14 protein-coding genes are annotated in these 12,151 nt (G+C 65.1%); 10 read left to right on the top strand and 4 right to left on the bottom strand.

Annotated features, from left to right (window positions below):
* A partial coding sequence (locus VMJ11_RS03480) for a ribonuclease E/G (RefSeq protein WP_325616933.1) occupies window positions 1–846 on the bottom strand: 846 nt, incomplete at its 3' end.
* Between the two features lie 855 nt (window positions 847–1,701).
* On the opposite strand from VMJ11_RS03480, the gene VMJ11_RS03475 reads away from it, so the two are divergent.
* Genes VMJ11_RS03475 through VMJ11_RS03460 form a run of 4 tightly spaced genes read left to right on the top strand, consistent with a single transcriptional unit; the run spans window position 1,702 to window position 4,872 of the window.
* Window positions 1,702–2,745, top strand: a complete 1,044-nt coding sequence (locus tag VMJ11_RS03475) for an RluA family pseudouridine synthase (RefSeq protein WP_325616931.1) — start codon at window positions 1,702–1,704, stop codon at window positions 2,743–2,745.
* Window positions 2,746–2,778: 33 nt separating this feature from the next.
* On the top strand, window positions 2,779–3,438 hold the full coding sequence (locus VMJ11_RS03470; RefSeq protein ID WP_325616929.1) for an HAD-IIIA family hydrolase: 660 nt from the start codon (window positions 2,779–2,781) through the stop codon (window positions 3,436–3,438).
* Complete coding sequence (locus VMJ11_RS03465; protein WP_325616927.1) at window positions 3,435–3,851, top strand: Rieske (2Fe-2S) protein; 417 nt, start codon at window positions 3,435–3,437, stop codon at window positions 3,849–3,851. Before VMJ11_RS03470 ends, VMJ11_RS03465 begins: the two co-directional genes overlap by 4 nt.
* 16 nt (window positions 3,852–3,867) lie before the next feature.
* Window positions 3,868–4,872: a S49 family peptidase gene (locus tag VMJ11_RS03460; RefSeq protein ID WP_325616925.1), complete on the top strand. Its 1,005-nt coding sequence runs from the start codon at window positions 3,868–3,870 to the stop codon at window positions 4,870–4,872.
* Window positions 4,873–4,977: 105 nt separating this feature from the next.
* Here VMJ11_RS03460 and VMJ11_RS03455 read toward each other — a convergent pair whose 3' ends face one another.
* Together VMJ11_RS03455 and VMJ11_RS03450 are read right to left on the bottom strand one after the other, a co-directional pair.
* On the bottom strand, window positions 4,978–5,709 hold the full coding sequence (locus VMJ11_RS03455) for an SAM-dependent methyltransferase (RefSeq protein ID WP_325616923.1): 732 nt from the start codon (window positions 5,707–5,709) through the stop codon (window positions 4,978–4,980).
* Window positions 5,706–6,344: a Maf-like protein gene (locus VMJ11_RS03450; RefSeq protein WP_325616921.1), complete on the bottom strand. Its 639-nt coding sequence runs from the start codon at window positions 6,342–6,344 to the stop codon at window positions 5,706–5,708. Before VMJ11_RS03450 ends, VMJ11_RS03455 begins: the two co-directional genes overlap by 4 nt.
* Before the next feature lie 483 nt (window positions 6,345–6,827).
* On the opposite strand from VMJ11_RS03450, the gene VMJ11_RS03445 reads away from it, so the two are divergent.
* The 6 genes from VMJ11_RS03445 (at window position 6,828) to fabG (ending at window position 11,925) form a co-directional block, all read left to right on the top strand.
* On the top strand, window positions 6,828–7,484 hold the full coding sequence (locus tag VMJ11_RS03445; RefSeq protein ID WP_325616919.1) for a DUF177 domain-containing protein: 657 nt from the start codon (window positions 6,828–6,830) through the stop codon (window positions 7,482–7,484).
* A 134-nt stretch (window positions 7,485–7,618) separates the two neighbouring features.
* The gene (gene rpmF / locus VMJ11_RS03440) at window positions 7,619–7,798 is read left to right on the top strand and encodes a 50S ribosomal protein L32 (RefSeq protein ID WP_018441573.1); all 180 of its coding nucleotides are present in this window, start codon (window positions 7,619–7,621) and stop codon (window positions 7,796–7,798) included.
* A 137-nt stretch (window positions 7,799–7,935) separates the two neighbouring features.
* A complete protein-coding gene (plsX, locus tag VMJ11_RS03435) occupies window positions 7,936–9,066 on the top strand; it encodes a phosphate acyltransferase PlsX (protein ID WP_325616916.1) in 1,131 nt (376 codons plus the stop codon).
* Window positions 9,066–10,055: a beta-ketoacyl-ACP synthase III gene (locus VMJ11_RS03430; RefSeq protein WP_325616914.1), complete on the top strand. Its 990-nt coding sequence runs from the start codon at window positions 9,066–9,068 to the stop codon at window positions 10,053–10,055. The genes plsX and VMJ11_RS03430 overlap by 1 nt, the downstream gene beginning before the upstream one ends.
* A gap of 125 nt (window positions 10,056–10,180) precedes the next feature.
* Window positions 10,181–11,119 (top strand): ACP S-malonyltransferase, encoded by a 939-nt coding sequence (gene fabD / locus VMJ11_RS03425; RefSeq protein ID WP_325616912.1) that lies wholly within the window; start codon window positions 10,181–10,183, stop codon window positions 11,117–11,119.
* A 56-nt stretch (window positions 11,120–11,175) separates the two neighbouring features.
* Window positions 11,176–11,925 (top strand): 3-oxoacyl-ACP reductase FabG, encoded by a 750-nt coding sequence (gene fabG / locus VMJ11_RS03420; protein WP_325616910.1) that lies wholly within the window; start codon window positions 11,176–11,178, stop codon window positions 11,923–11,925.
* 6 nt (window positions 11,926–11,931) lie between these two features.
* Here fabG and VMJ11_RS03415 read toward each other — a convergent pair.
* The coding region (locus VMJ11_RS03415) for a hypothetical protein (protein WP_325616908.1) at window positions 11,932–12,151 on the bottom strand (220 nt) is incomplete at its 5' end.

Raw genomic sequence — 12,151 nt, 5'->3', positions numbered from 1 at the left:
CGTGCGCGAGTACGCCGTCTCGATCTGGTGCTCGATCTGGAAGCGCGAGAAGAGCGGCACGTCGTCGTGGTACCGCTTCACCTTGTTGACATTGTCCGGCATCACGATATCCATGAAGGCGCGCGCCTGGTCATAGATCTCAGTGGTGTCGATGAGAATTTCGCCGATGTCGGGCTGGAAGTAGTCGCGGATCGCGCGGATCACGAGGCTGGATTCCAGGTAGATCAGCATGGGCTGACCGGCCTGGCCGGCCTGCGAGGCGGCTTCGATGGCGTGCCACAGTTGCAGCAGGTAGTTCAGGTCCCACTGGAGCTCTTCGGCGGAGCGGCCGATGCCGGCCGTGCGCGCGATGATGCTCATGCCGTCCGGCAGTTGCAGCTGCGCCATGGTTTCTCGCAGTTCCTGACGGTCGTCGCCCTCGATGCGGCGCGACACGCCGCCGCCGCGCGGGTTGTTCGGCATGAGCACGAGGTAGCGGCCGGCGAGCGAGATGAAGGTGGTGAGCGCCGCGCCCTTGTTGCCGCGCTCTTCCTTCTCGACCTGGACGATGAGTTCCTGGCCTTCCTTGAGGGCGTCCTGAATGCGCGCGCCGCGCATGTCGATGCCTTCGCGGAAGTACTGGCGGGCCACTTCCTTGAACGGCAGGAAGCCATGGCGGTCTTCGCCGTAGTTGACGAAACAGGCTTCGAGCGAGGGCTCGATGCGGGTGACGATCCCCTTGTAGATATTGCCTTTGCGTTGTTCGCGTCCGGCGGTTTCGATGTCGATGTCGATTAGCTTCTGTCCATCGACGATGGCGACACGCAGTTCTTCCTGCTGTGTCGCGTTGAACAGCATTCGTTTCATTGAACGACTCCAGTGCGTTCGCGCGCGGCCGGCACGGTGCGCGGCGGCGACGCCAGGCAGCACGGTGCGGGCAGCGGCGAGCCGCGCCTTATTGTGTTGTCACAAGCACGCTGGAGCAGGAACGATGGCGGGGAGAATTGCCTTGTTTGGGCACCGGTCTGGCGTTGCGTTGCCTTGGACGGGCCGCGTGGGCACATGCGAAATACGTCTTCAAGAAGCGAAGAGACATGCCGCGGGTTCGCGACGGCACGGTTTTCCTGCGCTTCCGATCCGCCTGCCGGCCGTGCCATGGCAATGGCCACCGCAGACGCTTGCCGCAGCGGCGAACCGCGCGCGCTTGCGGCTGGATCAGGTTCGCGGCCTCTTGTGTCAAATCAGGGCCGCGCACGGGAAGCTGTCAGGAACGCCCGTCTTCCCCCTCGGGGTGTCTCGCCACTTTTGACGTCGCCGTGTCCCGCACATTGCCGGGACGCTTCGGGCGCTCGCCGTATTTTCGCCACCAGCGCCTCCAGCGGCGGCCACTTCGACCGCGCGGCGGGACGCGCCGGATAAATTCTTTATACCAATGTTCCGTTACCGTCGGAGCCGGGTCCGACCGAACGTGCCTGCGGGCGCCGTCCCTGCCGATCTCGGGTATCCGTGCGTGCAACTCGTTGCTTCTTATCAAGCGGGGTGAGCAACCAGCCCCGGGCGCAAGTAAAATAACGGTTTATCGCTTGCTGCCTGCGCACGCCGCACGGTCCAGTTCAGGATGACCCCCTTGGGTGTCCATCGGGTGGTTCGCGGAACTTTCGGCCGTTGGGCCTTGGCCATTTGGCCTACCGTCGCGTCGGCGCTGGGCAAATTATATTCAGAATGAAAGGGTTAGGCAAAATATCCCAGAATCAGGTCGCAAGCGACCAGGTTTCGTTCATCGAAATCGACGAGAGCGCGGCTGGTCAGCGCATCGACAATTTCCTCGTGCGCGTCTGCAAGGGCGTGCCGAAGAGCCACATCTATCGTATTCTGCGCAGCGGGGAGGTGCGCGTGAATAAGGGCCGGGTCGACGCGCAATACCGGCTCGCGCTCGGCGACATCGTGCGCGTGCCGCCCATCCGCACTTCGCAGTCAACCGTCCCCGCCGGCGCGGTGCCCGTGCCGGCCGCCCAGTTTCCCGTGCTCTACGAAGACGACGCGCTTCTCGTCATCGACAAACCCGCCGGCGTCGCCGTGCACGGCGGCAGCGGCGTGGCGTTCGGCGTAATCGAGCAACTGCGCGAGGCGCGCCCGCAAGGGCGTTTTCTCGAACTCGTGCACCGGCTCGACCGCGAAACCTCGGGTGTGCTCATGCTTGCCAAGAAGCGCTCGGCGCTCGTCGGCCTGCACGAGCAGATGCGCGAGAACCAGACCGACAAGCGCTATTTCGCGTGCGTCCACGGCGAATGGGCGAGCGACTGGGGCCGCCGGCGCGCGGTCAAGGAACCGCTCCACAAGTATCTGACCCCGGAGGGCGAGCGGCGCGTGCGTGTCCAGGCGGACGGCATGCCCTCGCATACGGTGTTCAATCTCGTCGAGCGCTGGCCGGGCTACGCGCTGCTCGAAGCCGAGCTCAAGACGGGGCGCACCCACCAGATCCGCGTGCACCTCGCACACCTCGGCCTGCCGATCGTCGGCGACGCCAAGTACGGCAACTTCGCGCTCAACAAGGCGCTCGCGCGCAATGGCGCGCAGCCGGGCATCAAGCGCATGTTCCTCCATGCGCATCGCATGAAGCTCGCTCACCCCATCACGGGTGCGACTTTACAGTTCGAGGCGCCCTTGCCGGCGGACTGCCGCGACTTCGTCGAGGCGCTGCGCGCGCAGCGCGAGGGCAGCGAAGGCGCCGCTGAGACCCGACCGGACGCTGCGCGTCCCGAATGACAACGAACAGGAAAGCGTTTGGAGAAGCCCCGCATGGCCCGACAGCAATTTGACTTGGTTGTGTTCGACTGGGACGGCACCTTGATGGACTCGACCGCCCATATCACGCGCAGCATCCAGGCCGCATGCCGCGACCTGGGCCTGCCCGTGCCCGGCGACGAAGCGGCGAGCTACGTGATCGGCCTCGGCCTGCGCGAAGCGCTGCAGATCGCCGCGCCGACGCTCGATCCGGCCGATTATCCGCGGCTCGTCGAGCGCTATCGCATTCATTATTTGCTGAAGGACCAGCAAACCGAGCTTTTCGCAGGCGTGCGCGAGATGCTCACGGAACTGCGCGACACCGGCTATCTGCTGGCGGTGGCGACGGGCAAGAGCCGTGTCGGGCTCAACCGCGCGCTGGCCGAATCCCGGCTCACGAGCCTGTTCGACGGCACGCGGTGTGCCGACGAAACCTTCTCGAAGCCGCATCCGGCCATGCTTCATGAACTGACGCGCGAACTGGGGCAGGATCTCACTCGTACGGTGATGGTCGGCGATACGACGCACGATCTGCAGATGGCAATCAATGCGGGCGTGGCGGGCATCGGCGTGGCGTACGGCGCGCATGCCTCGGGCGCGCTAGAGAAGCTCGAGCCGCGTTTCGTCGCGCAGGACGTCGCGGCGCTGGCGGGCTGGCTGCGGGAGCACGCATGACTGAGACGCTGCACGAGCCGGTGCGCGTATGCGCCGCCGCGGAGCTTGCCGAGGGCGGCGAGGGCCGGCGCATGAGCGCGACCTACGCGGGCGGCGACGCCGTGGTGTTCTTCGTGCGCTATGGCGGCGAGGTGTACGGCTACCTGAACCGCTGCGCGCACGTGCCGATGGAGCTCGACTGGGTCGAGGGGCAGTTCTTCGAGTCGTCGGGACTCTATCTGATGTGCGCCACGCATGGCGCGATCTACGAGCCCGAGACGGGCAAATGCGTGGGCGGACCGTGCCGCGGCGGGCGTTTGCGCCCCGTGCGCGTCGAGGAACGCGACACGCCCGAGGGCCGTGCGGTATTCTGGCTGCCGGACGACGATTTGCGTCCCGATTTACGCAACGAGTCGCCTCACATCGCATCCTGACCTTTTATCCGCTCGCATGTCCGACAATCCGACCCCTGATTCGAACGAGGCGCCCCGCGCGGCTTCGTCAGACCGCGGCGCGTCTGCGCCCGGTTGGGAGCGCGAGGCGCTCGAACGCATCGCGCTCGCCGCGATCACCGAACAGCGCGCGGCGCGGCGCTGGCGAATCTTCTTTCGCTTCGCCTTTCTCGCGGTTCTGCTTGTGATCGCCTGGGCCGTGCTCGACATTTCGGGCGCGCGCGTGGAGAGCGAAGGGCGCCATACGGCGCTCGTCTCGCTCGACGGCGAGATCGGCTCCGACACCCCGGCGAACGCGGACGACATCATCAGCTCGCTCGACAGCGCCTTCGACGACGATGGCACCGCAGGCGTGATCCTGCATATCGACAGCCCCGGTGGCAGCCCGGTGCAGGCAGGCATCATCAACGACGAGATCCGTCGCCTGCGCACAAAATACCCGGCCATCCCGCTTTACGTGGTGGTGGGCGACATGTGCGCCTCGGGTGGCTACTACGTCGCGGCCGCGGCCGACAAGATCTATGTCAACAAGGCGAGCATCGTGGGCTCGATCGGCGTGCTGATGGACGGCTTCGGCTTCACCGGGCTGATGGACAAGCTCGGCGTCCAGCGGCGCTTGCGCACTTCGGGCGAGAACAAGGGCTTCTTCGATCCTTTCTCGCCCGATACGCCGAAGATGGACGCGCACGCGCAGGACATGCTCGACCAGATTCACCAGCAGTTCATCGACGCCGTGAAGGCGGGCCGCGGCAAACGCCTGAAAGAGACGCCGGAGATCTTCTCGGGCCTCTTCTGGACGGGCCAAAAGAGCGTGGAGCTCGGTCTCGCGGACGGCTTTGGCGACACCGATTATGTGGCGCGCGAGGTCATCAAGGCGCCGGATGTCGTCGATTACACTGTCAAGCAGAGCATCACCGACCGCGTGGCGAAGCGCTTTGGCGCGAGCATCGGCTCGGCGGCCGTGCATTCGCTGCTGATGGGCGGAAAGCTGTCGGTCCGCTGAGCGTCGCCGGTTCGGCTTTACTTCAGGCTGCGTTGGACGGGAATCGGCCGCTGCGTATTTGCGCAGCGGCCGATTCTCTTTTGTGCGCGAGGCTGCGCAGCGGGTTCAATTCGCGAGCAGCAGGAAAATCGCCGGCCGCTTGTGCAGTTCGGGGGTGGGCTTCTTTTTCCAGTCGGAGATGGCACGGCTCACGATCGTCTCGGTGGGCAGCGTGAGATCGGCGGCAACGCACACGAGCGTGGAGGGCGCGCAGGTCGCGATGAGCGCGTCGAGCAGCGTGCGGTTGCGGTAGGGCGTCTCGATGAAGATCTGCGTCTGCTTGCCCTTGCGCGAGATTTGCTCCAGCTCGCGCAGCTTCTTCACGCGCTCGTTCGCATCGACGGGCAGGTAGCCATGAAACGCGAAGCTCTGGCCGTTGAGCCCCGAGGCCATCAACGCAAGCAGGATCGAACTCGGGCCCACGAGCGGCACGACCTTGATGCCGCGCTCGTGCGCGCGCCGTACGAGCAGCGCGCCGGGATCGGCGACGGCGGGCACGCCCGCCTCGGAGACGAGCCCCGTGTCGATGCCCGCGAGGAGCGGCGCGAGCAACTTGTCGATTTCGCCCGCCGGCGTGTTGACGTTGAGTTCACGGATCTCGATTTCCTGGATCGGCCGCGTCGTGCCTACGCGCTTGAGGAAGGCGCGCGTAGTTTTCGCGTTCTCGCCGATATAGCTCGCGAGCGTGCCTGCGCGCTCGCGCACGGGCGCGGGCAGGACGGCGTTGAGCGCGGCATCGTCGCCCTCGCCGAGCGTGTTCGGGATCAGATAGAGCGTGCCGGTCGTTCCTTGCGTCATGCTTGGCCCTCCAGCAGCGGGTAGCCCGCGGCGAGCAGCATGCGCGTGAGCGCGACGAGCGGCAGGCCGATCAGGGCGGTGGGGTCGTCCGATTCGATGGCCTCGAGCAGCGCGATGCCGAGCCCTTCGGATTTCGCGCTGCCCGCGCAATCGTAGGGTGTTTCGGCGCGTAGATAGGCGTCGAGCGCGGCATCCGGCAGATTGCGAAAGCGCACCTTCGTGACGACATCGACGGTATCCGTTTGGCCAGTAGCGGTGTCGAGCAGACTCAGGGCACTATGGAACAACACTTCGTGGCCGCGCATGGCCTGCAGTTGCGCGAGTGCGCGCTCATGCGTGCCGGGTTTGCCGATCTGGCGGCCGTCGAAGGTGGCTACCTGGTCCGAGCCGATTACGAGTGTGCGACCCGCGCCAGTTGGCAGCGCGGCGGCCACAGCACACGCCTTTGCCGCGGCGAGGCGTAGCGCCGTCGCCTCGGGTGTTTCACCGGAGTGCGGCGTTTCGTCGATGTCGGGCACGGCCGTGTCGAACGGAATGCGCAGACGCTCCAGCAACTCGCGCCGGTAGCGCGAACTGGAGGCGAGGATGAGAGCGGGGCGGCCTGTCTGCGGGGCCTGCAAGGGAGAATCCTGCATGATCGATCAGAGTATGAGAAACGGCTGGAACGGTTGCTGTGAGGCGCGGATCTCCAGGCTGATTCCAGCTCGAAAACGGGGGCGGGTTTTCCGGAGCCTTACGTCAAAGGCTCCGGAAAACCCCGGCCGCACAGACACTTGCGTACGTGAGCTTAAGTGTTTGACTGACAAAGATAAAGGCGATATGATTTTGGGCTTTTCATTGGTACGCTCTCGTCACGCGTCTGCCGCAAGCGCCTCGGTTGTATCGGTTGTGTTAAGCGATGCGATAGTTGCGCGTAACTTGCCGGCAACTGCGCGTGAAATAAAAAGCGCGCGGCGCGGCGGTTCGAAAGACTTCGCCGGCGGTGCTAAGTGGCGAAGCGTTGGCGGAATGCTGGCGTACCAATGGCGTACCAATGGCCGTGCAGGTTGGTTTGCAGCGGGCCTCGCAAGTGCCGCCACGCTTTGCCCGGCCGCACGCCTTGACGCAGGAGAGTGCACATGACCGAACATCCTGGCAAGCCTGCTGGTCCCTCCGTGGATAAAGGCGCATTGAATCCGCGCGACTTCGATATCTTCGAATTCGCGCGCAGCGAGCGAGAGGCGGCCGCCGCCGTGCGCGTTTCGCAACTGCCGCGCATGTTAAACGAAGTCCCGGCCGAGGCACGAGATCGCGACACCGCGTTCACCTGGCAGGCTGCGGGCTTTACACAGCAGGAATTGCAGGGCGACGGCACCGAAGGGCCGCAGCCGTATCTGCGGCTCGCGATCCACGGCAGTGCGTGGCTGACGTGCCAGCGTTGCCTCGCTCCCTACGAGCAGGCGTTCAATGCAGATGCGACCTTCCGTATCGTCCAGACGGAAGAAGAGGCGGACGAGCTTCCGCTCGACGACGATGAATTCGAGGTGATCGTGGGCTCGCGCCACTTCGATCTCGTCGACTTGATCGAAGAGGAGTTGTTGCTCTCGCTGCCGCTGGTGCCGAAGCACGAAGTCTGTCCGGAAGTACACGAAAGTCTCGCCTCGGGTGCCGATGGCGCGGAGGGCGTGGATTCCGTGGACGACGTGCCGGAGCAGGAAATCGAGCCGGAAGAGCGCGTCAACCCGTTTGCGGCGCTCGAATCGCTCAAGAAGGACGGTCCCGGCAGCAAGCACTAATTGAAAACATTAGGCGGCTGCAAGGGGCAGGCAGTACAAGGCGCGTGGGCCTGAGCCCGGAGTCCGGCCATCCCCCAGGGTGGCGGCGGCCGGATCGGGCTGTGTTAGAATTCGGAAAATTTTCAGGAGTTATCATGGCAGTTCAGCAAAACAAGAAGTCGCCGTCGAAGCGCGGCATGCACCGCTCGCACGATTTCCTCACGGGCGCGCCGCTGGCCGTCGAGCCGAGCACGGGTGAAGTGCACCTGCGTCACCACATCAGCCCGAACGGCTACTACCGCGGCAAGAAAGTCGTCAAGACCAAGAACGACTGATCGTTCCGGTGTGCGGCGCGCGGGCATTCAATGCGTCGTGCCGCACATGGCGATTCCGTTCGCTTGACCATATTTCGGCTCGGCAAAAAGGCGGCATTCAACTGCCGCTTTTTTATGCCTGAAATTCGTCGCATTCCATGACTGTTACGCTCACGATAGATTGCATGGGAGGCGACCATGGCCCGTCGGTGACGGTGCCTGCCGCAGTCCATTTCGTCCGCTCGCATCTCGACGCGCATCTTATGCTCGTGGGTGTCGAGTCGGCGGTTCGCGCCCAGTTGAAGAAGCTGAAGGCCGCGGACCACCCTGCTCTTTCCGTCGTACCCGCCACTGAGGTCGTCGCCATGGACGATCCGGTCGAGGTCGCCCTGCGCAAGAAGAAAGACTCCTCGATGCGCGTCGCGCTCAATCGCGTGAAAGAGGGCGAGGCGCAGGCCTGCGTATCGGCCGGCAACACGGGCGCGCTCATGGCCGTTTCGCGCTATGTGCTCAAGACGCTGCCCGGCATCGAGCGCCCGGCCATCGCGTTCGCGATGCCCAATCCCACCGGTTACACCACGATGCTCGACCTGGGCGCGAACGTCGACTGCGAGCCGCAGCATCTGCTGCAGTTCGCGGAGATGGGGCACGCGCTCGTGGCCGCGCTCGAAGGCAAGGAGCGCCCGAGCATCGGGCTCCTCAATATCGGCGAAGAGGTCATCAAGGGCAACGAGACCATCAAGCGCGCGGGCGAGCTGCTGCGCGCGAGCACGCTGAATTTCCGCGGCAATGTCGAGGGCAACGACATCTATAAGGGCAGCGTCGACGTCATCGTCTGTGACGGCTTCGTTGGCAATGTCGCGCTCAAGACGTCGGAGGGCCTCGCGCAGATGCTCAACGACATGATCAAGGAAGAGTTCGGCCGCTCGTGGCTCACGAAGCTCATGGCGCTCGCCGCGCTGCCGGTGCTCATGCGTTTCAAGAAGCGCGTCGACCATCGCCAGTACAACGGCGCGGCGCTGCTCGGCTTGAAAAGTCTCGTCATCAAAAGTCACGGCTCGGCCGATGCCTACGCGTTTGAGTGTGCGATCAATCGCGGGTATGATGCCGTCAAAAATGGCGTGCTGGAGCGCCTCGCGCACGCCATGGAAGAAAACGCCGGTTCGCTCGAACAGGCGGCAGGCGAGCCCGATGGCGCCCCGAACGCGCAGGCCGCGCAGACTCCGGTTGCGCCTCGTCCGGTGACGGGCGAGGTCCCGCCCGGCGCCGCATCATCCTCGAAGGCATAATGGCTCAATCGACTCTCTATTCCCGCGTGCTCGGCACGGGCAGCTACCTTCCGCCTGAGCGCGTCACCAACCAGGAACTCGCCGAGCGGCTCGCCGCGAAAGGCGTCGAGACGAGCGACGAATGGATCGTGGCCCGTACGGGCATCCACGCGCGCCATTTCGCTGCGCCCGACGTGACCACGAGCGACCTCGCGCTTGCCGCGTCGCAGCGTGCGATCGAAGCCGCCGACGTCGATCCGCAGGCGATCGACCTCATCATCGTCGCCACCTCCACGCCCGATTTCGTGTTCCCGAGCACGGCCTGCCTGCTGCAGAACAAGCTCGGTATCCGCAACCACGGCGCGGCGTTCGACGTGCAGGCGGTGTGCTCGGGTTTCGCCTACGCCGTTTCGGTGGCCGACAGCCTGATCCGCAGCGGCCAGCACCGCACGGCACTCGTCGTTGGCGCTGAAACCTTCTCGCGCATTCTCGATTTCAACGACCGCACTACGTGCGTGCTGTTCGGCGACGGCGCGGGCGCGATCGTGCTGCAGGCGTCGAGCGAACCGGGCGTGCTCGCGAGCGCGTTGCACGCCGACGGCAGCTACGCTCACATCCTGTGCACGCCGGGCAACGTGAACGGCGGCGTGATCGCGGGCAACGCGTTCCTGCACATGGACGGCCAGGCCGTGTTCAAGCTGGCCGTGAACGTGCTCGAAAAGGTCGCGCTCGAGGCGCTCGACAAGGCGCAGCTCACCGCCGACCAGATCGACTGGCTGATTCCGCACCAGGCCAATATCCGCATCATGCAGGGCACCTGCCGCAAGCTCGGCCTGCCCGCCGAGCGCATGGTGGTGACCGTGGGCGAACATGGCAACACGTCGGCGGCTTCGATTCCGCTCGCATTCGACGTCGCGGTGCGCGACGGCCGCATCAAGCGCGGCCAGAACGTGCTGATCGAAGGCGTTGGTGGCGGTTTCACCTGGGGCGCCTCCGTCATCCGCTTCTGAAATTCCTGAGCGGGCTTTCGCGCTCCCGCAGCGAGGCCGCACGCACACGTATGCACGATGTGCGCGGCCGGCAGCGGTTCATTCGAGCGCATCGCCCACCCGTTTTGATCGAATTTGGGGACGTTATGAAATTCGCGTTCGTTTTTCCCGGACAAGGCTCGCAGGCCGTTGGCATGCTCGACGCCTTTGCCGATCACGCCGTCGTGCGCGAGACGCTGCAAGAAGCATCTGATGCGCTCAACCAGGACCTCGGCAAGCTGATCGCCGAAGGCCCCGCCGAAGCGCTCAATCTCACCACCAATACGCAGCCGGTCATGCTCACCGCCGCCTACGCGGTCTATCGCGCGTGGCAGCTGGCGGGCGGCCCGGCCCCGGCAATCGTCGCGGGCCACAGTCTCGGCGAATACACGGCGCTCGTCGCTGCGGGCGTGCTCGCCTTCCGCGACGCCGTGCCGCTCGTGCGCTTTCGCGCGCAGGCCATGCAAAGCGCGGTGCCGGTGGGCGAGGGCGGCATGGCCGCCGTGCTCGGCCTCGACGACGACACCGTGCGCGCGGTTTGCACCGAAGCTGCCGCGGCGAGCGGCGGCGTGGTCGAAGCGGTCAACTTCAACGCGCCGGCGCAAGTCGTGATCGCGGGCCACAAGGCTGCCGTCGAAAAGGCCTGCGAAATCGCCAAGGCGAAGGGCGCCAAGCGCGCGCTCCCGCTGCCGGTTTCGGCGCCGTTCCACTCGTCGCTTCTCAAGCCCGCTTCGGACCAGTTGCGCGAATATCTCGCGAACGTGACGCTCAACGCGCCGCAGATCCCGGTCGTGAACAACGTCGACGTGGCCTTTGAAACCGACCCCGCGAAGATCCGCGACGCGCTCGTGCGCCAGGCTGCGGGCCCCGTGCGCTGGGTCGAATGCGTGAAGGCGATCGCGGCGCAAGGTGCGACGCATGTGGTCGAATGTGGTCCGGGCAAGGTGCTCGCGGGCCTCACGAAGCGCATCGACGGCAATCTGGTCGGTGCCTCGGTGGCCGACCCGAAGTCGCTGGAGGAAGCGCTCGCGCTTCTCAAGGCGTAAGCCCGCGCAAAGCGAACAGCACGCCAATAGCAACGCCAACAGCAGAAATCGGAAAGATGGAAAAGACTCTCGACAATCAAGCGGCGATCGTGACCGGCGCCTCGCGTGGCATCGGCCGGGCGATCGCGCTCGAACTGGCGCGCCAGGGCGCGACAGTGATCGGCACGGCGACGAGCGAAGCCGGTGCGCAGGCTATCACGGCTGCCTTCGAAGAGGCGGGTGTGAAGGGTCGCGGCGCGGTGCTCAACGTCAACGACACGGCTGCAGCAGAAGCGCTCATCGACGCAACGGTCAAGGAATTCGGCGGTCTCGCGATTCTCGTCAACAATGCCGGCATCACGCAGGACAACCTGGCGATGCGCATGAAGGACGACGAATGGGACTCGGTCATCGACACCAACCTGAAGTCGGTGTTCCGCCTCTCGCGTGCCGTGCTGCGCCCGATGATGAAGGCGCGCACGGGCCGCATCATCAACATCACTTCGGTGGTGGGCTCGTCGGGCAACCCGGGCCAGGCCAACTACGCCGCAGCGAAGGCCGGTGTTGCGGGCATGACGCGCGCGCTCGCGCGCGAGATCGGCAGCCGCGGTATCACCGTGAACTGCGTGGCGCCTGGCTTTATCGACACCGACATGACGAAGGACCTGCCGGCGGAGCAGCAGGCGGCGCTCAAGCAGCAGATTCCGCTGGGCCGCCTCGGCAGCCCGGAGGACATCGCGCATGCAGTCGCGTTCCTCGCCTCGCCGCAGGCGGCCTACATCACGGGCACCACGCTGCACGTGAACGGCGGCATGTATATGTCGTAACCGGATTCAGGTACTATCCGCGCCTTGATGCGCTTGTTGCAAAACCTTGCTCAAGCGCCGTCGCGGATAGCCATTCCGGAACCTCGAGCGCCGCTTTTCTGCCAGGTCAAACCTGATAAAATGCGCGCACTCGCATTCATGAGCTAACTTTTTTCCCTTGGAGGGGTAATGGACAACATCGAACAGCGCGTCAAGAAGATCGTCGCCGAGCAACTGGGCGTCGCCG

Origin of the sequence: Paraburkholderia sp., assembly GCF_035501035.1 — a bacterium.
GTDB lineage: Bacteria > Pseudomonadota > Gammaproteobacteria > Burkholderiales > Burkholderiaceae > Paraburkholderia.
The sequence above is the reverse complement of the archived record's forward strand: the minus strand, read 5'-3'. Positions and strand labels throughout refer to the sequence as shown.